Genomic DNA, 25126 nt, shown 5'->3' with positions numbered 1-25126 from the left:
CTCCACCCACCCCCGACCCCTCCCTTTCAGGGGGGGAGCTATCGCTTCCACAACCAGTCCGCCGGCAATCCCAGCCGCTCGCTCGCTTTCGCCGGCGGGGAGTCCAGCAGCGGCACCCGCTCGGCCATCCGTGCCACTGCCCGCACCAGCCTCCGCTCGAACCCGCGCAGTCGCCAGTCCTCCAGCCCCAGCCGGTCGATCAGCGGATCGGGCAGCAGTGAGACCGCGGCGCGCAGCAGCATCTTCTGGAACGGCCGCGCCACCCGCGGCAGCGCCGGCACTTTCACCATGATCGCCAGGAAATCGTGGATGATGGGCGAGGGGACCAGCCGCGCGTCCATCTTCGCGAACAGCGCCGCCATCCTCGCCTCGCTCTTCGGCGCGCCGATCGCACCATAGAGCCGCGCCACCGCCGCGCCCTCCGCCAGCGCGCTGTCGCGTTCGCGGTAGCTCAGCCGCTCGACATGGAAGTGATAGGCGCGGATGAAGCCATAGGAGGCGGTCGCCTGCACCCAGTCGAGCAGCACCGGATCATTGGCGCGGTAGCCATGGCCCTCGCTGGTGACCCCGGCTACCCGGTCATGCGCGCGCACCACGCCGGCGATCATCGCCTCGGCCCGGCCGCGCGGACCATAGACCGTCATCATCGCCGCAAGGCCGGTGCGCCTGAGGCGGGTGAGCGCATCGGTGCGGAAGCTCGAATGCTGCCACACGCCATCGCGCACCCCCGGCTCGGCAAGTTCGAGGATTACCGCCGCAACGCCGCCGATGAACAGGGTGACCGGGTTCTTGAACACCCGCCACGACACCGAGTCCGCCGGCACCAGCGCCGGCTCGCCCGCCGGTACCGAGAAATCGAAGTCCATTCCGGGCGCCGAGCCCATCATCTCGCTCGCCGCCGCGCCGATACGGCGGAGCAGGGGCTCGGGCAGGGCGAGGGCGTCGATCATATCCCTTCAACGTGCCGGCAGGCGCTTTCGTTCAGGGCGGCACTGCTCCGGAACCGACCAAATGCCGATTGCGCCGCGCGCGGGCGCTGAGGCAGGCTGCGCGGTGCTTTCAAGGGGGAAATGCCATGAAGACCGTGCTGCTAGCATCCGCCATCGCCGCCATCGGCTTCGCGCTGCCCGCCCATGCCCAGCGCGACGCGATCGTGGGCGAGGTCCGGCTGATCGGTTTCGATTTCTGCCCGGAAGGCTGGGCCGAGGCCGATGGCCGGCTGCTGCCGATCCAGGGCAACCAGGCGCTCTTTGCGCTGTTCAGCAGCAGCTATGGCGGCAACGGCTCCACGAACTTCGCGCTGCCCGACCTGCGCAAGGCGATCCCGACCCCGGTGACCGACAAGGAAAAGCGGCTGCGCTACTGCGTCGCGATCCGCGGCGACTTCCCCCGGCGGCCTTAGAGGTTGGGGAGCAGGTGGCGCCTAGATCCAGCGGCGCACCGCGGCCCTATAGGCCAGATATCGCTCTCCGAACTTCGCCGAGAGGTACAGCTCCTCGCGCTCGATCACTTCGCGCTGGATCACGATCAGCAGCGGGATCAGCAGCAGCAGCGTGACGAGGCTGTCCATCCAGATCGCCACGCCAGCATAGGCCAGCGCCATCCCGAAATACATCGGGTTGCGCGACCAGCGATAGACGCCGTCGGTGACCAGCGCGGTGGTGCGCTTCCACGGCTTGGGATCGGTGCCGGCGGCACGGAACAGCCCGACGGCGGAGAGCATGATGCCCACGCCGAGCAGGGTCGCCAATGAGCCCAGCCCGCGCTCGCTCGAATGGTTGAGCGGCAGGTCGGGGCTGCCCAGCAGCTTGCCGAGCGCGAGGCCCACCACCAATGTCCCGATGAAAGCGGCCGCCGGCGCGAATTTCACGCCAGCGCTATCCTGTTCGACGTCCATGAACCCTCCGGACGCCCTGATGGACTGGCGATCCCGCATGCGCAATCCTCTTGCCTTTGCACCGCAACTCGGCTGGCATAGAAGCTGTATTACTTATATAAGTCACGTGCAAGTTTCCGGGGGCAAACCATGCAAGGCCAGCACAATCCGCTGTTCAACCTGATTCCGATCGCCATCGTGCTTCTCGTCCTGGCGCTGCGCATGCGGCGGCTCACCCGCGAGCGCCCGCTCAAGATCGAATGGCTGTGGGTGGTGCCCGCGCTCTACATCGTCATCGCGGGCGTGACCTTCTGGAACCTGCCGCCCTCGCCGATGACCTGGGTCGCCGCCTTTGCCGCGCTGCTGGCGGGCGCCGCGCTCGGCTGGCAGCGCGGGCGAATGATGCACATCGCGGTGAACCCGGAGACGCACGAGATCTCGCAAAAGGGCTCGCTCGCCGCGATGGCCTTCATCCTCGTCCTCGTGCTGATCCGCACCGGTGCGCGCAACGCTGAATCGCTCGGCATCCCGGGCGTGCATTTCGACGTGATGGCGATGACCGACGTGCTGATCGCCTTTGCGCTGGGCATGCTGACCATGCAGCGTGTCGAGATGTTCCTGCGTGCTCGCCGCCTGCTCGAGGAAGCGCGCGCGGCATGAGGCGCCACGCGCCCGCGACCGACCGCAACCGCGATCCGATCGCCGCGGTGCTGGCCGAGGAGCTGCCGGCCAGCGGCATGGTGCTCGAGATCGCCAGCGGCACCGGCGAGCATTGCGCCTTCTTCGCGGAGCGCTTCCCCGGCCTGACCTGGCAGCCGAGCGATCCGGACGGCGATGCGCTCGCCTCGATCGCGGACTGGTGCGCCGAGCTGCACAATGTCGAGCCGCCGCTGGAGATCGATGCGGCGGCCGGCGACTTCCCGCCGGCGGACGCGCTGCTCTGCGTCAACATGGTCCATATCAGCCCGTGGCAAGCGACACTCGGCCTGCTCGCCGGCGCGGGGAAAGTGCTGGGGCAGGGGGCACCGCTGATCCTCTACGGACCCTATCGCCGCGAGGGCGTGGAGACCGCGCCGTCGAACGAGGCGTTCGAGCTGTGGCTCAAGGACAAGGACCCGCGCTTCGGGCTGCGCTTCGTCGAGGCGGTGAGCGAAGCGGCGGCGGCGCAGGGGCTGGCGCTGGCACGGTTGGTGGAGATGCCGGCGAACAACCTGATGCTCATCTATCGCAAAGTCTGAAATTCGTCGTCATGCTGAACTTGTTTCAGCATCCAACGCGCCACCGGCGATATCGCTTGGGGAGAGTTGGACCCTGAAACAAGTTCAGGGTGACGGTTGGGTTGGGGGTGGCCGAGGTCCGTTCCACCTTCCCTAAACCGGCTCCATCTCCGCGCTGGTCACCGCCGGGCCCACCCCGCGCTTGCGCTCGCGCCAGACGATGTACAGCCCGCTCGCGATGATCACCGGGGCACCGAGCCAGGTCCAGCCGCTCGGCCACATGCCGAAGATCGCCCAGCCATAGAGTGTGCCCCAGATCAGGCTCGAATAGTCCATCGGCACCACCGCGCTGACCGGGGCGTGCTTCACCGATCCGGTCAGGGCGAGCTGGCCGACCCCGCCGATCAGCCCGATGCCCACCAGGATTGCCCAGGTCATCGGATCGTGCGGCTTGACCTGGAAGGCATAGGGGATCGCCAGCACCGGCACCGACAGGACGGAGAACCAGAACACCGTCGTCCCCGTCGGCTCGGTCTTGCCGATCTGCCGCAGCAGGATCGCGACGATCGCCACGAACAGCGCGGCGAGCAGGCCGACGGTCGCGCCGAACAGCGGGACGTGCGCGCTCCACGGCTGGGTTACGATCAGCACGCCGACAAAGCCGACCACGACCGCGCCCCAGCGATGCCAGCCGGTCGGCTCCTTGAGCAGCAGCGCGCCCAGGATCGTCGCGAAGATCGGCACGGTGAACTGGAAGGTCACCGCCTCGGCCAGCGGCAGCAGCAGCACCGCGCCGAAGGTGAAGATCATGCCGGTCAGCCCCACCGCGGTACGCGAGACATGCGCGCCGAAGCGCTCGGTGCGGATCGATGCCAGGCCGGGGCCCGCGGCGATCCAGGCGGTCACCAGCGGCACTGCCCAGAGCTGGCGGTGGAACATCGTCTCGACCAGCCCCGCGCCGCGCGCCTCGGCCAGCTTGATCAGCGCGGACATGGTGGCGAGGCAGGCAACCGCGAACAATCGCAGCAAGATGCCCTTGAGGATGTGATCGCCCGCCATTCCCCGGCGCTAGGGAAAGTCGCGCGCGGGGGCAATGTTGCCGGGCGCGTTCAGGGCAGTTTCTGCGAGGCGAGCCAGCCGGTAACCCGGTCGGCCGGGGCGTGGGGCATCTCGACGATGCCTTTCAGCAGGTACAGGCCGATCGCGCATTGCTGCTCCGGCCGTGCCCGCGCCATCCGCGCGGGATCGGTCCAGACCTCCAGGTCGGTCTGGTTCATCCCCGCGTGCCGCATGTTCGTCACCAGCGCGACGGCATCCGCTTCGGATATGTCGCCCTTCGGGATCTTGCGATCGGCGGGATGGTCGCGCCCGCCGGCCGAGGCGGTGATCCACGACGCCGCGACTTCGATCAGCCGCTCGGCGGTCTCGGGCGGGTAGCGCGTGCCGGGGCGCAGCGTCCCCATCGCATATTGGCCGCACAGCCGCACATCCTCCTGCTGCATCGTCTCGACCAGCTGGATCTCCATCTGGCGATAGAGGTTGAGGTCGCCGTGCGGCGCCTGCACGAATTCGTCGAGATGGCGCTGGGTGGTCGCCTGCATCCAGGTGAAGCTCTCGGCCCGGATCTGCTCGCGCGTCGCGCCATCGCGGACGCGGCGGGAAAGCAGCGCGGTATAGTCGGCGAACTCCTTGGGATAATTGTCGCGCAGCGCCTCGAAGAAAGGGGCGCCCTTGCGGTCCTTCAGGATCGACTGGGCGATGCCCTCGGGCGATTGCGCCTGCTGCTGCAGCTTCGCGCCGAACCACAGCGCGGCGCCGAGACCCACCGCCGCCAGCAGCAGCACGACGATCCCGACGACAAGCCCCGAGCGCGAGAATTCGCGCCCCGCCACATCCCGCTGTTCCATGCCCCGATTCCCCCTGGCGGGCAGTAGAGCGAGCCGGGCCGGTGGAATCAAGCCGGGTGCCGGTGCGGATGGCGCTGGCAATGTAGGATTTGATTTGTCACCACGATGCTGGTCCCGACGGTGCCCCGCGCACGTACGGGTGATTCAAGAGATTCAATGAATCTCGCAATCAACGCCGCGAATATCGGCTCGCTTGCGGCGGGCCGGGCAGGGAATTACAGGCACCGCCATGATAAAGCATGCGCTCAACGTCACCCGCGAAGCCAATTTCGCCGAATGGTATCAGACCGTCATCACCGAGGCCGACATGGCCGAGGAGAGCGGCGTGCGCGGGTGCATGGTCATCCGGCCGTGGGGCTATGGCATCTGGGAGCGGATCCAGCGCCTGCTCGACGACCGCATCAAGGGCGTTGGCTATGACAACACCTATTTCCCGGTGTTCATCCCGCTCTCCTATTTCGAGAAGGAAGCCGATCACGTCGAGGGCTTCGCCAAGGAAATGGCGGTGGTCACCCATCACCGGCTGATCGCGGACGGCAAGGGTGGGCTGATGCCCGATCCCACGGCGAAGCTCGAAGAGCCGCTGATCGTGCGTCCCACCTCGGAGACGGTGATCGGCGCCGCGTTCAGCCGCTGGGTCCAGTCGTGGCGCGACCTGCCGGTGCAGATCAACCAATGGGCGAACGTCGTCCGCTGGGAGATGCGCACCCGCATGTTCCTGCGCACCAGCGAGTTCCTCTGGCAGGAGGCGCATGCCGCCTATGCCACCGCCGAGCAGGCGCGGGCGGAGACGCTCAAGGGCCTCGAAATCTATCGCAGCTTCGCCGAGGATTGCGCGGCGATGCCGGTGATCGCCGGCGAGAAGCCCGAGAATGAGCGCTTCCCGGGCGCCGTCTCGACCTACAGCATCGAAGCGATGATGCAGGACGGCAAGGCGCTGCAAGCGGGCACCAGCCACTTTCTCGGCACCACCTTCTCTTCGGCGCAGGACATCAAGTTCCAGAATTCGGAAGGGCAGCAGGAGCTCGCCCAGACGATCAGCTGGGGCATGTCGACCCGGATGATCGGCGGCATGATCATGACGCATGGCGACGACGACGGCATGCGCGTGCCGCCGCGCCTGGCGCCGTGGCAGGTCGTGATCGTGCCGATGCTGCGCGACAATGACGAGGACGCGGCGCTGATCGAATATTGCCAGGGCGTGCAACAGGAGCTTGGGAAGCTTCTAGTATTCGGCGAGCCGGTGCGCGCGCTGCTCGACCTCAAGGCGATCAAGGCCGTCACCAAGCGCTGGGGCTGGATCAAGAAGGGCGCGCCGATCGTGGTCGAAGTCGGCGGGCGCGACATGGCCGGGGGCAATGTCTCGGTCACCGTCCGCACCGATCTCTACAAGGAAGACGGCAAGCTCAACTCGCAGATCGTCGCCCGCGACGCATTCCTCGGCGATGTGGTCGGCACGCTGGAGGGTATCCAGAAGACCCTGTTTGATCAGGCCAAGGCGCGTACCGACGCCAATATCGTCCGCGACGTGACGGACTTCGCGGGCCTCGAAAGCTATTTCGAGAATGCCGGCAAGTTCCCGGGCTGGGTCGAGGTCGAATGGTCGAAGCCGACCGGCGCGGAGCTCGACAAGGTGGTCGAGCGGATCAAGGCGCTCAAGCTCACCTTCCGCAACGTGTCCAACGACGCGGCGCCGGCCACCGGCACCTGCATCTTCACCGGCGCGCCGGCGGTGGAGCGGATCCTGGTGGCGCGTGCGTACTGAGGTCTGCCGAGCTGACAACTTTCCGTCACCCCGGCCTTGTGCCGGGGTGGTCCACGGTGCCGCGTCTGCTGTCCTCACGCCCCTTGTCCATTGCGCGCTTCCTGGTGGACCCCGGCACAAGGCCGGGGTGACGGGTTGGGAGCGATGACGCTGCGCACGCTCTTCTCCACGCCGCTCTACCAGGAGCCGCTGGGTGACGACGATCTCCTCGACGCGCTGGAGGATTCCTGCCTCCAGCTCGCCGAGGACGACAGCGCCGGCCGCCGCTGGTGCCGCGAGAACCATTATCGCGGCTATACCAGTTATGCCTCGCTCGACGATTTGCCGATCCGCGACCCCAATTTCGCGGACCTGAAGCGCCTGCTGGACAAGCATGTCGCCAAGTTTGCCAAGGCCTGCGCCTTTGATCTCGGCGGCAAGAAGCTCAAGCTCGACAGCCTCTGGGTGAACGTGCTCGACGGCAAGGGCGGGCATGGCGCACACATCCATCCGCACAGCGTCGTCTCGGGCACGCTCTATGTCTCGCTGCCCAAGGGTTCGCGAGGCCTGAAACTCGAGGACCCGCGGCTGGCGATGATGATGGCCGCGCCGCCGCGCCTCGAAAATGCGCCCGACGAGCTGCAGAGCTTCGTCGAGATCGTGCCCGAGCCCGGCACGGTGCTGCTCTGGGAAAGCTGGCTGCGCCATGAGGTCCCGCCCGGCTCGGGCAAGGAAGTGCGGATCAGCATCAGCTTCAACTATCGCTGGGGATGACCGGCCGGCGCGCCTTTCTCGCCGGCGCGCTGTCGCTGCCGATTGCGGCACAGGCGCGGGGCGCGGAGCAATGGGACGCGGTGGTCGATCCCGCCACCGGCACGCTGGGCGCCGCGCTGGCCGAGGCGGAGAAGGCGGGACGGCCCTGGCGCATCCTGCTCAAGCCGGGCCTGTTCACCGAGAAGCTGACGGTGCGCGTGCCCGGCCTTACCCTCCAGGGCTCGCCGGGCACGGTGATCGAATATGGCACCGCGTCGGGCACACCCAAGCCGGGCGGCGGCACCTGGGGCACCGGCGGCTCGGCAACGCTGACCATCGCCGCACCCGGCGTGACGCTGCGTGAACTCATCGTCATCAACAGCTTCGACTATATCGGCGCCCGGCGGGACGGCTCGGGCAACGGAGCCCAGGCAGTGGCGCTGGCCATCGGCCGCGAGGCGGACCGCACCACCGTCGATCGCTGCACGCTGCTCGGCTATCAGGACACCTTCTATGTCCAGGCCCGCAGCCTCATCACCGGCACGCGGATCACCGGCGGGGTCGACTTCATCTTCGGTGGCGGCGCGGCGTGGTTCGAGCGCTGCGAGATCGTCACCCGCTATGTGCCGAATGCCGAGAGCTTCGGCTATGTCGCTGCGCCGAGCACGCCGGCGGCGCAGGAATTCGGGCTGGTCTTCTCGGATTGCAGCCTGCTGCGCGAAAACGGCGTGCCCGAGCGTGCGACCTGGCTCGGCCGCCCCTGGCGTGCCGGCGGCAACATGGCGCTGACCGGCGAGGCGGTGTTCCTGCGCTGCTTCATGGACGGTCATATCCGCCGCGAGGGCTGGACCTGGATGGGCTACAAGGGACCGGACGGCGAGCCGCGCCGGCTGACTCCGCCCGAAGCGCGGCTCTGGGAATTCGGGACCCGGGGTCCCGGTGCGGCGCCGGCGGGCACCGACCGCAAGCTGCTGACGGTGGCGGAGGCGAAGCGCTTCACCCGGGCGAAGGCGATCGGCTTCTGAGGGCTCAGCCGAGCTTGGGGAAGCAGGCCTTGGCGGTGATCTCGGCGGGGATTGCGGAGATCAGCCCGGCAATGGGCGAACGGAAGGGCGCGGTGATCGAGACCTGGTTGGAAGCGGCATTGCCCTCGCAGGTGATATTGGCCTTGATCGCCAGGTTGGTCGCCGTGATCGCCACGCCATATTGCGAGGCGCGGGTGAGTGCGTAGCTTTGCTGCTGCTGGAGCGTGGCGCAGGTGCTGCTGACCGACATGCAGCGCACCGTGCTGAAGGCGACCTCGCCCAGCGTCTGCCGGAGCCACAGCATGCGGCTGCCCTCGATGATGCCGAACAACAGTGTGAGGAACACCGGGGCAAGCAGCGCGAACTCGACGGCGCTGGCGCCCCTGGTGGCACGGAGGAGGCGGCGGACGGGGTTCATTGCAGCCGCACAGTGGCGGTTTCGGAAATGCTGGAGGCGGTCAGCAATCCGCGGGGCAGTACCAGCGGCTGGTAGGCATAGGAGGCGGAGATCTTGAGATAATAGCCGGAGGTGGCACCGGCAGCCATGCCCGAGCCGGAACAGGGCACGCCGCAGCTCGCGACCGGCACATAGGTTGCGGTGCGGCTCAGGCAGGCGCAGCTGCGCGCGCTGTTGTTACAGACCGCGCTGCCGTTGCAGGTGGTGGTGACCAGCGCCGTGGCGGGGGCACGGGCGGCGCGGCGGACATAGTCGGGGATCGCCGCATAGCTCACCGTGTCGCGCTGGGCGAAGCTCGATGTCGCCGCGGCGGACACGGCCTGGCGGAGCGAGCTGCGTTGGATGAGGTAGGTGCCGATATCGAGTGCAACGAGCATCACGCCGAGGAAGAAGGTGGCGAGCAGCGCAAACTCGATGGTCGCGGCGGCGCGACGCTCCCGGAGCAGGCGGCGGATCATTGGACCAGCCCGATCGAGCCGGTGCCGTTGCCCGAGCTGCCGCCGCCGGTGATGCTGGTGCAGGCTGAGCCCGTCGCCGCGCCGCCGGTCGCCGCGATGCGATTGGCGATCAGCATGAAGCACTGGCCGGCCGACAGCGTGGTGCTGCCGCCGCTCATCGTCACATCGGAATTGGGCAGGTGAACCGCGCCGACGAATATATTCTGCGCGCCGGCGCCCCAGCTGGTCGCGCTGCGGGTCAGGCTTTCGATCAGCAGGTCGGCGATCGCGCCGCCGCTGGTACCGATGGTCGCGGCGACCAGCTTGGTCTTGGCACCGCCGCCGAGATTGAGCGTGCCGGAGAGGATGAAGGACACATTGACCCCGGCCATGTCATAGCCGGAGACGCTCACCCCCTCGAGTGTGTTGCCATAGGTGAGGCCGGTCACCGACGAGGTATAGGGCCAGGTGGTGCCGCCGGTGCCGTTGGTGAAGTTGCCGGCGATCGTGTAGCGGCTGGTGCCGAACAGCACCGATCCGGCGATGGTCATGTTGCCGTTGATCAGGTGGTTGGTGGTCTTGCCGAACACCAGCCGGCTGCCGCCCGAGGTGGTGATATTGCCATTGGCGCTGAACGCGCCGTCGCCCATGAGCATCACCGCGCTGCCCGACAGGTTGACCGCGTCGCCCGAACTAGCCTTGCCCAGCCGGTAGTCGCCCTTGCCGGCCGCGAGCGTCGATCCGCCGCCCACCGCGATACCGGCGCCGACGTCCAGGTCGCCATCGCCCAGTTTCATCCAGCCGCCGCCGCTCAGCGCCACGCTCTGGAAGGCGTGGTTGCCGGTGCCCATGCTGAGCGACGAGCCACCGCCCAGATTCACCGTGCTGTTGATCGTCACCGCGCCATTGCCGATGCTGTTGGTGCCGTTGAAGCTGATCGAACCGCTGCCGATCTCGATCGTGCCATTGCCCAGGGTGACACCGCTCGATCCGCTGGCGAAGCCGCCATTTACCTTGAGGTTAAGGTCGCCGAACACGACCGTGGAGCCGCCGCCGATCGAGACGCCATTGGCCACGGTAATGTTCGATCCGCTTGCGAAGCGGACGTTGAGGCCGCCATCGATGGTCAGCTTGCCGATCGTGTAGTTGCCCGCCGGGATCGTGTAGTTTGCGCTGGTGCCGCTGCGATAGGCGGCGATATTGGCCGAGGGCGTCCAGCCGATCGTCCAGTCGGCGCCGGCCGGCGTCACCGGATTGGCAAGGGTGCGCGGCGCGACGAAACTGCCGATCAGCGCGCGGGCATTGGCCAGGTCGACATTGTCGGCCAGCGGATCGGTGATGTCGGTCGTGCCCTTGATGATCTTGTCGGACGAGGGGACGTTGGTGTTCCACGAGGGATTGGTGAAGCTGTTGCCGTAGCGGATCAGGTCGGCCGACAGCGTGCCGTAATTGTTGATGACCGATCCGGTGCCGGCGATGATGTTCTTCGCGGTGATGCCGGTGCCGCCATTCTCGACCGTGGACACGGCCGCGACGACGCAATCGGGCGTGTTGATCGTAGCGCCGCCGCTTGTCGAGATCCCGGTGCCGCTCGAGGCGAGCGAGAGAATGCAGGGGGTGCCGATCTGCGCGGCCGAGTTGAGCGAGGCATAGGCGGTCGCGCCGACATCATAGGCACCGTGGAAGCCCATCGCCGTGCCCAGGGCAAAGGGCATCCGGGTGGTGACGGTGACCTTCACGGCCTTGGTTCCGGCGGTCGGGACATCGTTGACCAGTGTCGCGGTGACGGTGGCGTCGGCGATGCCGTTGACCAGCACCACGTCCTGCGCGGTGGGGGCGAGAACCATTTCACTGTTCGCCGCCTTGTAGGCCAGAGCGGCGGCGAGTGCGCCCATGTCCGCCGCGCGCTGATTGGCGATGCGCTGGTCATAGCCCCGGTTGAGATCCACCGCGAACGCTGCACTGCCGATCACCGCCACCAGCGACAGCGCGCCGATCACCGCGACAGTGCCACGACTGTCGCGCACCAAGCGCGCGCATATCGTGCGCAAGGCATGTGAGAGCTTTAGAGGAATTTCCCGACCCTTGTTCTTTGCGTCGGGCGCTAGGTAGGCGGGGTAAACGATCCATTACGGATGCATGTTGGTATCGGTATCACGGTTGCGCGAGATGCAATCGTTCAACCGGCCTCCGGTACACGCTTGTATCTCTAAAATGCTGTAAACATAGAGAAATTGTAGGTCGCGTCGTCGCCGGATATGTACATCGCCAGCGACGAAGATGAGCCGAAATCCGCCATTCTGGGGACTCTCGAGCATCTCCGGCCTCGCCCTGCCGTGAAACGGCTAGCGGATCACCAAGGTCAGCTGGCGCACCAGACTGCGCTCGATCGGCTCGTCGAAGCGGCAGCCGATATGCGTGCCGTCGTTCCACACCACCGTGGCGGGCACCGGGGCGCCGTCGGGCAGGTTGAGCCACACCTTGTCGCCCGTTCCGTGCGGGGCTTCGCAGGCGAGGCGGCAGCCATAGACCGACAGGTCGTGCAGCATTGCCTCGACCGGCTTGTTGCCGCGCTTGGTGAGGGTGGCGCGGGTGACGAGAATGCGATGACGCGTCGCGGCCCGCTGCTCGACGAGCGCAGGTGCTACGGCCCGATATTGGGAGAACTTCGTTGCCATTCTCTCTCCGCCCCGGCGCGCACCCTGCCTTGGACGGTTTAAGAAGGGCTTAAGGGCCTTTCAGCACCATTTCGACCTCGGAGGCCAGTTCAGGACCGGCGTGCAGCCCGAGCTTGCTCCGCCGCCACAGCACGTCCTCGGCGGTGCGCGCCCATTCATGGTCGCGCATCCAGCGTATCTCGGTGGCTGTCAGGCCGGCGCCCAGGTCCTCGCCGAGATCGGTCACGTCGCGCAGCATGTCCGCCAGGCAGCAGCCATAGGCATGCGCCATGCGTTCGGCCCGGGCATCGCCGAGGAACGGCCAACGCGCCTTGGTCTGCGCCACGAACCTGTCGAAATCGGCGATCGTGCCGCCGGGGAAGGGGCGGGCCCGGGTAACAGGCTCGACTTCGCCGCCGAGTGCCGGGCCGATCTTCGCCAGCGCTTCCTCGGCCAGCGCACGGGCGGTGGTGATCTTGCCGCCGAAGATCGAGAGCAGGGGTGGGCCCTTGTCGTCGAGCTCGAGCACATAGTCGCGGGTCACCGCCTGAGCCTTGGCGGCGCCGTCATCGTGCAGGGGGCGGACGCCGGACCAACTCCAGACGATGTCGGCGGGGGCGACCTGCCGGGCGAAATAGCGGTTCACCGCCGCGCAGAGATAGGTCTTCTCCTCCTCGCTGCACACGGCATCCTCGGGGCATTCGACCTGAATGTCGGTGGTGCCGATCTCGGTGAAGCCGCCCTCATAGGGGATGGCGAACACGATCCGGCCGTCGGGCTGCTGGAGGATATAGGCATGGTCGCCGTCGAACAATTTTGGGACGACGATGTGGCTGCCCTTGACCAGCCTGATCTGAGAATGATTAGCAATAGCCAGCGTGTCGAGGAGGTTTCGCACCCACGGGCCGGCCGCGTTGACCAGGCCGCGCGTCTCCACGGTGCGGCCATCTGAGAGCTCGGCATGCCAGATTTCGCCCTCTCGCCGGGCGCCCAGCAGCTCGGTGCGCGTCGCGATCTCGGCGCCATGGGCCGCGGCGTCCACGGCGTTGGCGAGGGTGAGGCGGGCGTCATCGACGCGGCAGTCCGAATAGACGAAGCCCCTGTGGGTGCCGGCCAGGGGGGCGGTGAAGGCCTGGTCCCGGGCAGTCAGGTCGCGGGAGCGGGGCAGGGTGGAATTGCTGCCTATCGCCAGCGCGTCGTAGAGGTAGAGGCCGAGCCGGACCATCCACCACGGCCGCAGCGCATGGGCATGGGGCAGCACGAAGGTGAGCGGGCGGATCAGGTGCGGTGCGGCCTCCAGCAGCCGCTCGCGCTCGTGCAGCGCTTCGCGGACCAGGCGGAACTCGTAGGTCTCGAGATAGCGCAGCCCGCCATGGATCAGCTTGGTCGAGGCCGAGCTGGTATGGCTGGCGAGATCGTCCTTCTCGACGAGCAGCACCTTGAGCCCGAGCAGCGAGGCTTCGCGGGCGATCGCGCACCCGTTGATCCCGCCGCCGACGATGAGCAGGTCATATGTCACGCTGTGAGGTTACGGCGTTGGCAGGCGGCTCGCGAGTCCTTATCTTAGGGGTCAATGGCAAAACCAAAACATAAAGCTGGACTGCCCACGCGGCAGCAGATTCTGGATTTCATCACCAATTCCAACACGCCCGCAGGCAAGCGCGAAATCGCCAAGGCCTTCGGACTGCACGGGCAGGACAAGATCCTGCTCAAGGCGCTGCTCAAGGACATGAGCGACGAGGGGCTGATCGACGTCGCCCCCGGCCGCGCCTTCCACAAGATGGGCGGAGTGCCCAAGGTCACCGTGCTGCGAATCACCGACGCGGACGGCGACACCACCTGGGCGGTGCCCGAGCGCTGGGAGGCCGAGGGCGTGCCGGTGCCGCGGCTGCGGGTTCGCGAGCCGCGCGGCAAGCGCTCTGCGCTGGCGATCGGCGACCGCATCCTTGCCCGCACCGAAGAGGCCGGCAACGGCTGGATCGCCCATCCGATGAAGAAGCTCGCCCGCGGCGAGGAGCTGATGCTCGGTGTGCTCAAGGAAGAGGCCGGGCGGCTCTGGCTGCAGGGCGTCGAGAAGAAGGAGCGGCGCAACTGGATGGTCTCCGACGCTGGCAGCGGCGAAGTCGGCGACCTGGTGCTGGCCGAAAAGACCGGCCGCCCGCCGCGGATCACCGCCAAGGTGGTCGAGATTCTCGGCGATCCCTTCGCCCCGCGCAGCTTCTCGCTGATCGCGATCCACCGGCATGGCATCCCCAATGTCTTCTCGGAGGACCTGCTCGAAGAGGCCGAGCGGGTGTCGAAGCTCGACCTCGGCAAGCGCGAGGACCTTCGCCATCTGCCGATCGTCGCCATCGACCCGGCGGATGCCCGCGACCATGACGACGCGGTCTGGGCCGCGCCGGACGAGGATCCGAAGAATGAAGGCGGCTGGAAGGCCGTGGTCGCGATCGCCGACGTATCCTTCTATGTCCGCCCCGGTTCGGAGCTGGACCGCGAGGCGCGCAAGCGGGGCAACTCGGTCTATTTTCCCGACCGCGTCGTGCCGATGCTGCCCGAGATCCTCTCGGCCGAGGTCTGCTCGCTCAAGGAAGGCGAGGACCGGGCGGCGCTCGCCTGCCATCTCCAGATCGGCAAGCATGGCGAGCTGAAAAGCTGGCGCTTCACGCGCGCCGTGGTCAGCATCGCGGCAAACATCGCCTATGAGGATGCCCAGGCCGCCATCGACGGCAAGATCGAGCATCCGCTCACCGAGACGGCGCTCAGGCCGCTGTGGAGCTGCTGGCATGCGCTCAACAAGGCGCGCGACAAGCGCGAGCCGCTCGACCTCGACCTGCCGGAGCGCCGCATCGTCCTCGACGAGATGGGGCGTATCCTCTCGGTTGCTCCGCGCGAGCGGCTGGATGCGCACAAGCTGATCGAGGATTACATGATCGCGGCCAATGTCGCGGCGGCCAAGGCGCTGGAGGCGAAGAAGGCGCCGGTGATGTATCGCATCCACGAGCCGCCGGCCCGGGAGAAGCTCGTCGCGCTGCGGGAATATCTCAAGACCTTCGGCATCGAGTTCGCACTGGGGCAGGTCATCAAGCCGGCGACGTTCAACCATATCCTGAAGCGGGTTGGGGAGAGCGACTTTCGCGAGCAGGTGATGCAGCAGGTGCTGCGCAGCCAGATGCAGGCCTCGTATGGCCCGGCGAACCACGGCCATTTCGGCCTGTCGCTCGGCAGCTATGCGCACTTCACTTCGCCGATCCGCCGCTATGCCGACCTGATCGTCCACCGCTCGCTGGTCCATGCCTATGATCTCGGCCCGGGCGGGCTGACGCAGGAAGAAGCCGCGACGATGGAGCGGATCGGCGAGAGCATCTCGAGCCTCGAGCGCCGGGCAATGGAAGCGGAGCGGGAGACGATCGACCGTTATGTCGCCGCCTATCTCGCCAATCATGTCGGCGAGGTGCTGGAGGCACGGATCACCGGAGTGCAGAGCTTCGGCTTCTTCGCCACCGTCGATGGCGTCGGCGGCGACGGGCTGGTCGCGGCACGGGACCTCGGCACCGAATATTTCCGGTACGACGAAGCCGGACAGCGGCTGGTCGGCGACGAGAGCGGCGACGAGTTCACCCTCGGCATGCGGCTGCAGCTGCGGCTGGTCGAGGCGAACCCGGTATCGGGCGCGCTGCGCTTCGAGCTGCCGGACGGCGTCGGTTCGGCCGGTCCTTCGGGCTTCCGGCCGGAACGGGCTGGCAAAGGGCGGCCGCGCCCGATTAAGAGGCGGGGCAGACCGGCCAATATTCGCCACAATGGGAAGCGGCGCTGATCTGGGTTCATTGACCATGTGTCCTGTGCCCTTATGCTTCGCCTTCCACATTCCGGGGGATTCGACCCAATGCTGAAGCCGTTCATCCTTGCCCTCGCGCTTACTGCCGCCCCGGCGCTGCCCGCCGCCGCGCAGACCGCGCCGGCTCCGGCTCCCGCAGCCCAGGCCAAGCCGACCGCCGCCGACTTCGCCAAGAACATGCAGGGCGCCGTCGGCCAGACCTTCGAGGGCGGCATCGTCCTCAAGAACATCACTTCCGAGGCCAATACCCTGGTCCTCACCGTCGATGGTCCGGCCGGCTGGCGTACCCAGCTGACCCCCGCCGACATCTCGACCGCGCTGGTCGGCGGCTTCTGCAGCACGGCGCCGCAGTTCTTCGCCACCGGCGTGTCGATGCGGGTCGACTCGCTCGACGGCGGCAAGCTGGCCAAGGGCCCGACCGTCACCACCTGCCCGCCGGCTGCTCCGGCGACGCCGCAGTGATCTCCTCCAGCGTCCCGGTCTCCATCGGGGCGCTGGCCGCAGGGGCGCGGCGGCGAATCCGCGCCCATTTCTTCGCCCTCCACGCCGTATCCGCCGAGGAGGCGGTTCCCTTCGTGCCGCAGCGGCCCATCGAGCGCCGCCAGTTCGAGCGCATGCAGCGCGCCGGGATCATCCATGCGGCCGGGCAGGACCGCTACTGGTTCGACCTTGCCGCCTTCCAGAAGGACCAGGACCGCACCCGCGCCATCCTGGTTCCCATCGTCATCGTCCTCTGCCTGCTCGCCGCGGGGCTGCTGACCCTACTCTACTGAGAAGCTGAGCCCGGCATTGGCCTCGAGCCGCTTGACCAGGGGCTCGGGCATCAGGCCGCCGGCTGTCCAGATGCCGCCCTTGCCCTCGGCAGGCACGTCGCGCAGCAGGCAGAGCGCGCTTTCGGCGATCATCTTGCTCGTCGAGCCATAGCCGGGATCCTTGTCGCCCCTGACCGTTGCCGACAGGCGCTGGCCGTCCGGCATCTCGGCGACGAAGACCAGGTCGTAATAGCCGGTTTCGCGCTCCTCCTTGCTCGGGCCTTCGCCCGGGGCGGGGCCCTTGTCGGCGGCCATGGGGTTGATCTTCGCCAGCGCCTCGGCCGCGGCCCTGCCGATCTCGCCGAGCCCGGGGACGATGGTCATCTCGTCATACTGGAAGTCCGCGCCATAGGGCTGGCCGGCCAGGAAGTTCGAGCGGTGGACGTTCTTGGTGTTGATCACCGCCATCATGAAGGGGGCGACCCAGGCATCGACCGCCTCGTCATGATAGGGAACCATGCCGTTCGGCTGGTGCGGCCCCTGGAAGCCGGGGGTGAGGGCGAAGGGATCGACCATCAGCTTGAGGATCGAGGGATCCCTGGCCGCGGCGGCCATCGACGCCTTGCCGCTGGCGAAGGTGCCGCCGGAGAAGGTGCCCTTCATCGCCCGCACCCGGCCCTTCACCCGCGGCGCCGGCCTGCCGAAGCGGGCGATCGCCGCCTGCTGCACGGCCCATACGCCGAGATCGAAGGGGATCGAATCGAAGCCGCAGGAGAAGACGATGCGCGCGCCGCTGGCCTTGGCGGCATCTTCGTACTTGCGGATCATCTGGCCCATCCAGGCGGGCTCGCCGCACAGATCGACATAGGCGGTGCCGGTCTCGATACAGGCGGCGAGCAAGGCCTCGCCATAAAGCTGGTAGGGGCCGACGGTGGTGATGACCACCGCGGCGCGGGCGACCATCGCCTTGAGGCTGGCGGGATCGTCCGCGTTGGCGGTGAGCAGCGGCGTGTCCGCCGGCGCGCCGATCTCGTCGCGCACTTCCTGCAGCTTGGTGAGCGAGCGGCCCGCCATCGCCCATTTCACGTCGGGATAGTGGCCGGCGAGATATTCGGCGACGAGACGGCCGGTGAAGCCGGTGGCTCCATAGACGATGATATCGAATTCTCGGTTTGCCATTCTTGCGGTTCCTGCTCCTGCTCGCCTTTGGGGCGATTCATTGAATCTCTTGATACTCGCTTTTACGTGCGTGGGAGAGCGGCGAGGTGCCGATTTCCCGTGCGCGGGCTTTTGCGATCAGGGCCAGTGAAGCAGAGGAAATCCTACATTGGAAGGGGCGGTATGGTGGTTTGGCGTGGTTTGGCGACCATCCACGCTATTCTCCGTCATGCTGAACTCGTTTCAGCATCCAAGGCGCCGCGAAGGATATCGCTTGAGGCGCGTTGGACCCTGAAACAAGTTCAGGGTGACGATGGGTGTGGGGCAGGCGGGTAGCGCCTCTCTCAGTCCTGCCCCTCGCGCAGCGCGTTCCACAACGACTTCACGTCGCGGTTGAGTCCCATCAGCTGCTCGCCCCGCATGCCCGAGCGGGTGAGCAGTTCCTCGGCCAGGCAGCCGCATTCCTCGCGCATTTCGGCGCCGCGTGGTGTCAGGCGGACCTGGACCTGGCGCTCATCCTCGGGATTGCGCTCGCGCCGGACGAAGCCGGCAGCCTCGAGCCGCTTCACCAGCGGCGTGATCGTGCTCGATTCGAGCGCGAGTCGCTCGGCGATCGCGCCGACGGTGCGGCCGTCCTGCTCCCACAGCGCGTGAAGCACCAGATATTGCGGATAGGTGATGCCGAGCCGGTCGAGCATCGGCTTGTAGGCGCGCGTGATCGCCATGCTGGTCGCGTAGAGCGAGAAGCAGAGCTGGTCGTCGAGCGGTGCGGCGGCGGGCATGATCGGTCTCCTTGGCCAGGGCCAAATTCGTCAAAATACATATCGCGATAAATATTCGCTGGACAAGGGCCGACTCACGCACTAGCTAAACGTTATCGCGATAATGATTATCGCAGAATGTTTTTAAGGAGACCGAGCATGTCCGTCGACGTCAAGTACAGCACCCGCGCCACTGCCACCGGCGGACGCGATGGCGAAGCCCGCAGCGAGGATGGCCGCGTTGCCGTGAAGCTCTCGACCCCGAAGGAACTGGGCGGCGCCGGCGGCGAGGGGACCAATCCCGAGCAGCTGTTCGCGGCGGGCTATTCGGCCTGCTTCATCGGCGCACTGAAGGTTGCCGGCATGCAGCTGAAGATCAAGGTTCCGGCCGAGACGACGGTGACCGCGACGGTGGGCATCGGCCCGCGTTCGGAAGGCGGCTTCGGCATCACCGCCGACCTGGAAGTGAACCTGCCGGGCCTGGATCGCGCCGATGCCGAGAAGGTGGTCGAGGCAGCGCACCAGATCTGCCCCTATTCGAACGCCACGCGCGGCAACATCAATGTCGGCCTGACCATCGCCTGACCTGACCTTATGAAGCTCCCGGCTGCCGGCCCGTAAAATGCGGAACATCCGCAATTTTCCGGGCTGGCAGTTAATCTGCACAATGATGAAAGATCATAGCTAGTGGTAGATCGCGCATAGCGAATCGCCATGGGGGCACCGCCGGCCCGGCCGGAGGAAGGGAAGCGATGGCAATCGCAAGGAGCGAGGGTTCCGAGACGACGGGGGGCACGGCGGCCTATCGCTGGGCGACCTGGCTGTTCGGTTTCTCGGTGGCGCAGCCGGTGCTGGTGCTGCTCGGCTGGACCCTTGGCATCCCGATCCTGCGCGGCCTGGGCAATCCCCATTATTCGATCATGCCGCTGGCATCGGTGCTGTTCTTCCTGGTGGCGCTGGGCGGGCTGCTCGCGCATCGCGAGAAGCGCACGGCCGCCCGCATCGTCATCGGGGTGGCGCTGGCGCTGCTGAGCCTGCAGGCATTCCACTACCTTGCCCATTTCGACCTGGGGCTCGAACGGCTGCTGTTCTACCGGCAGGTGATCGAGCTCAATGTGCTCAACAAGGGCGTCCCGGGCACGGGCGCGATCAGCATGCTGATGCTCGATTGCGCCGCGATGCTGCTGATCACCAGCGATGCGCCACTGCCGCGGACCTGGGCGGCGCTGATCGCCAGCACCGGCATCGGCCTGACCGCGCTGACCGCGACGATGATGCTGGTCGAGGCGCCGACCCAGATCTCGCCAAGCTTCATCGGCCGTTCGATCACCACCGCCATTCCCAATTTCGCGCTGGCCACCGCGATCCTGCTCCATGTGCTGCATGGCCGGGAGCGGCGCGAGATCGGCTTCGAATACCGGCTGTTCCGGCGGCTTTCCCCGGCAATCATCGCGCTGCCGGTCTTCCCTTCGCTGCTGGCGCTCGTCCTGGTCCGCGATGGCGGGCTGGGGCTCAACGAAGCGCAGTTCATGGTGGTGGCGTGCAACATCCTGATCGTGTCGCTGCTGCTGATCGTCGGACTGCGCGGCGCGCGCCAGCAGAACGATGTGGTGCGGCTGCGCGGCGAGCAGCTGCGCGCGATCCTGGCCGGGGTTCCCGATGCCGTGATCGTGATAAACCGCGAAGGGCTGGTGACCGATTTCAGCCAGGCCGCGGCCGCGCTGTGGCTGGTCCCGGCCGGGGCGCAGGGCTGCAACATGGGCAGCTATCTCGGCGAGCGCGAGCGGACCAAGCTGATGGCGATGCTGGGGCGCGAGCAGCCCGAATTCCTGCTGACCGGCGAAGGCGTGCGCACCGACGGCACGCGCTTTCCGCTCGAGCTGCGCGGGGCGAAGTTCAAGGGGATCGACGGGATCACCTGCTTCACCCTGTTCGCGCGCGACCTTTCCGAAAAGCTTGCCGCCGAGAAGCATGTCGCGAAGCTCTCGGCGCAGCTCGCCCATGTCTCGCGCCACAATGCGATGGGCGAGCTGGCGGCCGACCTGGCGCATGAGCTCAACCAGCCGCTGACCGCGGCGATCAACTATCTCTCCGCCGTCGGCTATCTGCTCGGCCAGCAGGGCGATGCGGGCAAGGCGCCCGAGATGGTCTCGCAGGCGCGCGGCCAGGTGACCCGGGCGGGCGAGATCATCCGGCGGATGCGCGACTTCGCCCAGCACCGCGAAGTGCGCAAGCATCTGGAGCCGCTGCGGCCGATGATCGACGACGCGATCCAGCTGGTCCGCGCCGGCAGCGATTCACTCGATGTCGAGGTGGAGCTGGCGATCGAACCGGCGGACGTCGCGGTGTTCGTCGATCGCATCCAGGTGCAGCAGGTGATGGTCAACCTGCTGCGCAACGCGGTGGAGGCGATCCGGTCGGCCGAGCAGGCCGCCGGGCGAATCGTGATCGCGGCACACCCGATCGCGGGCGACTGGGTGGAAGTGGAATTCCGCGACGACGGCCCCGGTGTGCCGGAGACGATCCTCGACCAGCTCTTCGAGCGCTTCACTTCGACCAAGGCCGGGGCGGGGATGGGCATCGGCCTGTCGATCTCGCGGCGCATCGTCGAGGCGCATGGCGGCACGATGCGCGCGGTCAATGGCGAAGACGGCGGCGCGACCTTCTGCTTCACGCTGCCGGGCGCGCTGCACGCCGCCCATTAGTCCGCGTTCAGGCGGCTTCGTTGAACTGCAGAGCGGCGAGCCGGGCGTAGAGCCCGCCCTGGGCGACCAGCTCGGCATGGGTGCCGGTCTCGACGATCCTGCCTTCGTCCATCACGATGATCCGGCCGGCGGCGCGGACGGTGGCGAGGCGGTGGGCGATCACCAGCGTGGTGCGGTTCTCCATCAGCCGCTCGAGCGCGTCCTGGACGAGGCGCTCGCTCTCGGCATCGAGCGCGGAGGTCGCTTCGTCGAGCAGCAGGATCGGGGCGTCACGGAGCAGCGCACGGGCGATGGCGATGCGCTGGCGCTGGCCGCCGGAGAGGCGGGCGCCACCCTCTCCGAGGAAGGTGTCGAGGCCCTCGGGCAGGTCGCGCAGGAAATCGGCGGCGTTGGCGGCCCGGGCGGCGGCCCAGATCTGCTCGTCCGACGCGTCCCAGGCGCCGTAGCGGAGATTGTCGCGGGCCGAGGCGCCGAAGATCACCGTCTCCTGCGGCACCATCGCCATGCGGGCGCGGACATCGGCCGGGTCGGCGGAGCGGATCGGCACACCGTCGATGCGGACTTCGCCGCCCTCGGGGTCGTAGAAGCGCTGGAGCAGCTGGAAGAGAGTGGACTTGCCGGCGCCCGAGGGACCGACCACCGCCACCGTCTCGCCCGGGCGGATGTCGAGCGAGAAGTCGCTGAGCGCCGAGACTTCGGGGCGGGTGGGATAGCGGAAGGTGACATGGTCGAACGCCACCGCCCCATGGGGCGGCTGGGGCAGGGCGACCGGATTCGCCGGGGCGGCGATGTCGGGCTCTTCCTGGAGCAGCTCGGCCAGGCGGCTGGCGGCGCCCGAGGCGCGCAGCAGGTCGCCATAGACTTCGGTCAGCGTGCTGAACGAGCCGGTGACCAGGCCGGCGGTAAGCACGAAGGCCATGATCGAGCCGCCCGAGGTGCGCCCGGCGGCGACATCGGCGACGGCGGCCCAGACGATCAGCACGATCGCGGAGAACAGCGCGCCGATCACCAGCGCGGTCATGATCGCGCGCAGGCCGAAGCGGCGCTTGCCCGCTTCGAAGGTGCGCGTGACCGCGCCCTGGAAGCGCTCGCCCTCGCGCTTTTCCTGGCCGAAGGCCTGGACGATGCGCATCGCGCCGAGGGTCTCGCTGGCGATCGAGCCGACATCGGCGACGCGGTCCTGGCTGTTGCGCGAGAGCTGGCGGACGCGGCTGCCCAGCCAGACGATCGGCAGGATCGTGATCGGGATGCCGACGATCAGATAGGCGGCGATCTTGGGCGAGAGCGCGAACAGGTAGATCACGCCGCCGGCGCCGGTGAGCAGGTTCCTGAGCGCCATCGACACGGTGGAGCCGACCACCTGCTCGACGATCGCGGTATCGGCGGTGAGGCGCGAGGCGATCTCGGACGGGCGGTTTTCCTCGAACCATTTGGGCGGCAGGCGAAGGAGATTGCGGTGCACGGCGATGCGCAGGTCCGCGACGGTGCGCTCGGCCAGCCACGAGACGAAATAGAAGCGGATCGCGGTGAACAGCGCGAGCGCGAGGACGACGAGCAGCAGCCCCTCGAAATAGATGCCGATCCGGCTGGTATCGACGCCGGTCGCGAAGCCATGGTCGATGATCAGCTGGAAGGTGCGCGGGATCAGCAAGGTCGTCACCGACGAGCCGAGCAGCGCGATCATCGCGATCAGCAGCTGGAGCGGATAGCGCCGGGTGAAGCTCCACACCACGAGCAGGTTGGAGAGCTTGCGCTTCTGCGGCGGCGCGGCGGGGGCGGTTTCGGCCATGGGCGCGGGACTAGCGCACATGGCGGGGCAGGGAAACTGTCCTTTGCCGGAGGGTGATGGCGGCGAATTAACGCGAATCAGAGGATGGTGGTTTAATCGTGCATGCAGAGAGGGTTAGGCGGAGCGGTTATAGGATTTCGTAATCACGGTATGGGAACTTGTCCTCGTTCCGTCGCATTATGATACCGGGCGCCGTTGCACCGCAGCACGGGCCTACTATAACGCTACCATAGCCGCCGCCGTCGAGGGGAGGGGGACGGCGGAAGGGACGCAATGCTGTACGACGCTTATGAGATCCAGCGCTCGCTTCTCGCAGGTGCGAGCGCGCTGGCCAATTTCTCCGCCGGGCTGCTGAACAATCCCGCGAATCCGTTCGCCTATTTCGGCGGCGGGCCCGTGATGGCCTCGGCGCTGGAGGTGTTCGCGCATGCCTCCGCGCCGCGCGGCAAGCCGGATTTCGCGCTCGATCATACCGAGATCGACGGCAAGACCGTGCAGGTCCATGAGGAAGTCGTGCTGCGCAAGCCGTTCGGCCAGCTCAAGCGCTTCGTGCGGGAGGGCGTGGAAGGCGGTCCCAAGCTGCTGATCGTCGCGCCGATGTCCGGCCACTATGCCACGCTGCTGCGCGGCACGGTCGAGCGGATGCTGCCGGTGGCGGACGTCTACATCACCGACTGGCGCGACGCGAAGCTGGTGCCGATGGCCGAGGGGCGCTTCGACCTGCAGGACTATGTCGATTACCTGATCGAATTCCTCGCCTTCATCGGCAAGGACGGCGATCCGCGCCCGCATGTGCTGGCGGTGTGCCAGCCTTCGGTGCCGGCCTATGCCGCCGTCGCGCTGATGAGCGCCGACAACCACCCGAACCGTCCGGCGACGCTGACCATGATGGGCGGCCCGATCGACACGCGCGAGGCGCCGACCGCGGTCAACACGCTCGCCACCGAGCGTCCGTTCAGCTGGTTCGAGCAGAACGTCATCGCCACCGTGCCGATGAGCTATTCGGGCGCGGGGCGGAAGGTCTATCCGGGCTTCCTGCAGCTCGCTGGCTTCATGACGATGAACCTCGGCAACCACATGATCTCGCACTGGGAGATGTTCAAGCATCTCGTCCAGGGCGATGAGGAGGGTGCCGAAGCGACGATGAAGTTCTACGAGGAATATCGCTCGGTCTGCGACATGACCGCCGAATTCTACCTCCAGACGATCGACCTGGTGTTCCAGGCGCATGCGCTGCCCAAGGGCGAGATGATGCATCGCGGCCGCAAGGTGGACCCGGCGGCGATCAAGGACGTCGGCATCCTCGCGATCGAAGGCGAGAAGGACGATATCTCGGGCATCGGGCAGACCAAGGCCGCGCTGACCATCGCGACGTCGCTGCCGGAATCGCTGAAGCAGTATCACCTTGCCGAGGGCGTGGGCCATTACGGCATCTTCAACGGTTCCAAGTGGCGCAACCGCATCGCGCCGGTGCTGGAGCAGTGGATGGCGACGCACAAGGGCTGAGGCGTGTGAACTCCCCTCCCTGGAAGGGAGGGGCTGGGGGTGGGTCGCGTCCTGGCGTACTGCCGACGTTACGCCCGTTCTGGCCGTATCGCGTACATCCAACCACCCCTACCCCTCCCTTCCAGGGAGGGGAATTCCGGGGTCAATTATACTCGCTGGTCGCGACCACGCTCCACACCAGCCAGGCCACGCCTGCCCAGATCGCGACGATGAGCGCCACGCCCGGCCAGCTGACCGGGCGCTGGGTCTCGATCTCGGCGCGGGCGCGGTGCTCGGCGAAGAGGGCGGGCGGGATCAGCCGTTCGAACAGCCAGACGCCGAGCGGGATGACGATCGCATCATCGACCAGGCCGAGCACGGGGATGAAATCCGGGATCAGGTCGATCGGCGACAGCGCATAGGCAGCGACCAGCACGCCGACCAGCTTGGCGAGCAGCGGCGTGCGCGGATCGCGCACCGCGAACCAGATCGCATGTGCTTCGGTGCGGATGCGGTGGGCGAGCGACGGGCCGGACATGCACCTTGGGTGACTTGCCCGGCGCCGTCG

25 protein-coding genes are annotated in these 25126 nt (G+C 67.3%); 12 read left to right on the top strand and 13 right to left on the bottom strand.

From position 1 onward, the window contains the following. Window positions 1–38: 38 nt before the first annotated feature. Window positions 39–950: an oxygenase MpaB family protein gene (locus AAHM44_RS05620; protein WP_342249317.1), complete on the bottom strand. Its 912-nt coding sequence runs from the start codon at window positions 948–950 to the stop codon at window positions 39–41. A 125-nt stretch (window positions 951–1075) separates the two neighbouring features. On the opposite strand from AAHM44_RS05620, the gene AAHM44_RS05615 reads away from it, so the two are divergent. Then, window positions 1076–1402 (top strand): phage tail protein, encoded by a 327-nt coding sequence (locus tag AAHM44_RS05615; protein ID WP_342249316.1) that lies wholly within the window; start codon window positions 1076–1078, stop codon window positions 1400–1402. Window positions 1403–1423: 21 nt separating this feature from the next. Here the strand turns inward: AAHM44_RS05615 and AAHM44_RS05610 are convergent, their stop codons facing one another. Then, entirely contained in the window at window positions 1424–1897 is a 474-nt protein-coding gene (locus tag AAHM44_RS05610) for a methyltransferase family protein (protein WP_269572653.1), read from the bottom strand. A gap of 129 nt (window positions 1898–2026) precedes the next feature. Between AAHM44_RS05610 and AAHM44_RS05605 the strand changes: the two genes are divergently transcribed. Continuing rightward, on the top strand, window positions 2027–2536 hold the full coding sequence (locus AAHM44_RS05605) for a CcdC protein domain-containing protein (RefSeq protein ID WP_342249315.1): 510 nt from the start codon (window positions 2027–2029) through the stop codon (window positions 2534–2536). Further along, entirely contained in the window at window positions 2533–3114 is a 582-nt protein-coding gene (locus tag AAHM44_RS05600) for a DUF938 domain-containing protein (protein WP_342249314.1), read from the top strand. Before AAHM44_RS05605 ends, AAHM44_RS05600 begins: the two co-directional genes overlap by 4 nt. Before the next feature lie 132 nt (window positions 3115–3246). Here AAHM44_RS05600 and AAHM44_RS05595 read toward each other — a convergent pair whose 3' ends face one another. Further along, window positions 3247–4152: a DMT family transporter gene (locus AAHM44_RS05595; protein ID WP_269572650.1), complete on the bottom strand. Its 906-nt coding sequence runs from the start codon at window positions 4150–4152 to the stop codon at window positions 3247–3249. A 50-nt stretch (window positions 4153–4202) separates the two neighbouring features. Beyond that, window positions 4203–5000, bottom strand: a complete 798-nt coding sequence (locus AAHM44_RS05590; RefSeq protein WP_342249313.1) for a hypothetical protein — start codon at window positions 4998–5000, stop codon at window positions 4203–4205. Window positions 5001–5229: 229 nt separating this feature from the next. Here AAHM44_RS05590 and AAHM44_RS05585 point away from each other — a divergent pair, with 229 nt between their 5' ends. The 3 genes from AAHM44_RS05585 to AAHM44_RS05575 all read left to right on the top strand — a co-directional run bounded on the left by AAHM44_RS05585 (window position 5230) and on the right by AAHM44_RS05575 (window position 8522). Further along, entirely contained in the window at window positions 5230–6765 is a 1536-nt protein-coding gene (locus tag AAHM44_RS05585) for an aminoacyl--tRNA ligase-related protein (protein ID WP_342249312.1), read from the top strand. 144 nt (window positions 6766–6909) lie between these two features. Then, window positions 6910–7518, top strand: a complete 609-nt coding sequence (locus tag AAHM44_RS05580) for a TIGR02466 family protein (RefSeq protein ID WP_269572647.1) — start codon at window positions 6910–6912, stop codon at window positions 7516–7518. Beyond that, a complete protein-coding gene (locus AAHM44_RS05575; RefSeq protein WP_342249311.1) occupies window positions 7515–8522 on the top strand; it encodes a pectinesterase family protein in 1008 nt (335 codons plus the stop codon). The genes AAHM44_RS05580 and AAHM44_RS05575 overlap by 4 nt, the downstream gene beginning before the upstream one ends. Window positions 8523–8526: 4 nt before the next feature. On the opposite strand, the gene AAHM44_RS05570 is transcribed toward AAHM44_RS05575, so the two are convergent. The 5 genes from AAHM44_RS05570 to glpD form a co-directional block, all read right to left on the bottom strand. Beyond that, a complete protein-coding gene (locus AAHM44_RS05570; protein ID WP_342249310.1) occupies window positions 8527–8940 on the bottom strand; it encodes a TadE/TadG family type IV pilus assembly protein in 414 nt (137 codons plus the stop codon). Continuing rightward, entirely contained in the window at window positions 8937–9437 is a 501-nt protein-coding gene (locus tag AAHM44_RS05565; RefSeq protein WP_342249309.1) for a TadE/TadG family type IV pilus assembly protein, read from the bottom strand. The genes AAHM44_RS05570 and AAHM44_RS05565 overlap by 4 nt, the downstream gene beginning before the upstream one ends. Then, window positions 9434–11443, bottom strand: coding sequence for a beta strand repeat-containing protein (locus AAHM44_RS05560; protein WP_342249308.1), 2010 nt, complete (start codon window positions 11441–11443; stop codon window positions 9434–9436). Before AAHM44_RS05560 ends, AAHM44_RS05565 begins: the two co-directional genes overlap by 4 nt. A 318-nt stretch (window positions 11444–11761) precedes the next feature. Further along, entirely contained in the window at window positions 11762–12094 is a 333-nt protein-coding gene (locus AAHM44_RS05555; RefSeq protein WP_342249307.1) for a PilZ domain-containing protein, read from the bottom strand. A gap of 49 nt (window positions 12095–12143) precedes the next feature. Next, complete coding sequence (gene glpD, locus AAHM44_RS05550; RefSeq protein ID WP_342249306.1) at window positions 12144–13592, bottom strand: glycerol-3-phosphate dehydrogenase; 1449 nt, start codon at window positions 13590–13592, stop codon at window positions 12144–12146. 54 nt (window positions 13593–13646) lie between these two features. Between glpD and rnr the strand changes: the two genes are divergently transcribed. The 3 genes from rnr to AAHM44_RS05535 all read left to right on the top strand — a co-directional run bounded on the left by rnr (window position 13647) and on the right by AAHM44_RS05535 (window position 16681). Then, window positions 13647–15887: a ribonuclease R gene (gene rnr / locus AAHM44_RS05545; RefSeq protein ID WP_342249305.1), complete on the top strand. Its 2241-nt coding sequence runs from the start codon at window positions 13647–13649 to the stop codon at window positions 15885–15887. Between the two features lie 69 nt (window positions 15888–15956). Beyond that, entirely contained in the window at window positions 15957–16370 is a 414-nt protein-coding gene (locus tag AAHM44_RS05540) for a hypothetical protein (RefSeq protein WP_184168940.1), read from the top strand. Next, window positions 16367–16681, top strand: a complete 315-nt coding sequence (locus tag AAHM44_RS05535) for a hypothetical protein (protein ID WP_269572639.1) — start codon at window positions 16367–16369, stop codon at window positions 16679–16681. Before AAHM44_RS05540 ends, AAHM44_RS05535 begins: the two co-directional genes overlap by 4 nt. Here the strand turns inward: AAHM44_RS05535 and AAHM44_RS05530 are convergent. After that, a complete protein-coding gene (locus AAHM44_RS05530; RefSeq protein WP_342249304.1) occupies window positions 16670–17839 on the bottom strand; it encodes a saccharopine dehydrogenase family protein in 1170 nt (389 codons plus the stop codon). The genes AAHM44_RS05535 and AAHM44_RS05530 overlap by 12 nt on opposite strands. Window positions 17840–18162: 323 nt before the next feature. Continuing rightward, on the bottom strand, window positions 18163–18600 hold the full coding sequence (locus AAHM44_RS05525) for a MarR family winged helix-turn-helix transcriptional regulator (protein ID WP_184168937.1): 438 nt from the start codon (window positions 18598–18600) through the stop codon (window positions 18163–18165). A 138-nt stretch (window positions 18601–18738) separates the two neighbouring features. Here AAHM44_RS05525 and AAHM44_RS05520 point away from each other — a divergent pair, with 138 nt between their 5' ends. Continuing rightward, window positions 18739–19164, top strand: a complete 426-nt coding sequence (locus tag AAHM44_RS05520; protein WP_269572636.1) for an organic hydroperoxide resistance protein — start codon at window positions 18739–18741, stop codon at window positions 19162–19164. Window positions 19165–19331: 167 nt separating this feature from the next. After that, complete coding sequence (locus AAHM44_RS05515) at window positions 19332–21284, top strand: PAS domain-containing sensor histidine kinase (RefSeq protein WP_342249303.1); 1953 nt, start codon at window positions 19332–19334, stop codon at window positions 21282–21284. A 7-nt stretch (window positions 21285–21291) separates the two neighbouring features. Here AAHM44_RS05515 and AAHM44_RS05510 read toward each other — a convergent pair whose 3' ends face one another. Then, window positions 21292–23073, bottom strand: coding sequence for an ABC transporter transmembrane domain-containing protein (locus AAHM44_RS05510; RefSeq protein WP_269572634.1), 1782 nt, complete (start codon window positions 23071–23073; stop codon window positions 21292–21294). 273 nt (window positions 23074–23346) lie between these two features. On the opposite strand from AAHM44_RS05510, the gene AAHM44_RS05505 reads away from it, so the two are divergent. Beyond that, window positions 23347–24579 (top strand): polyhydroxyalkanoate depolymerase, encoded by a 1233-nt coding sequence (locus tag AAHM44_RS05505; protein WP_269572633.1) that lies wholly within the window; start codon window positions 23347–23349, stop codon window positions 24577–24579. Window positions 24580–24721: 142 nt separating this feature from the next. Here AAHM44_RS05505 and AAHM44_RS05500 read toward each other — a convergent pair whose 3' ends face one another. After that, window positions 24722–25096: a YkvA family protein gene (locus AAHM44_RS05500; protein ID WP_269572632.1), complete on the bottom strand. Its 375-nt coding sequence runs from the start codon at window positions 25094–25096 to the stop codon at window positions 24722–24724. Between the last annotated feature and the right edge of the window lie 30 nt (window positions 25097–25126).

The sequence above is a fragment of the Sphingomonas sp. OTU376 genome (genome assembly GCF_038440415.1).
Lineage (GTDB): Bacteria > Pseudomonadota > Alphaproteobacteria > Sphingomonadales > Sphingomonadaceae > Sphingomonas > Sphingomonas kyeonggiensis_A.
This window is presented reverse-complemented; position numbering and strand designations above follow the sequence as displayed.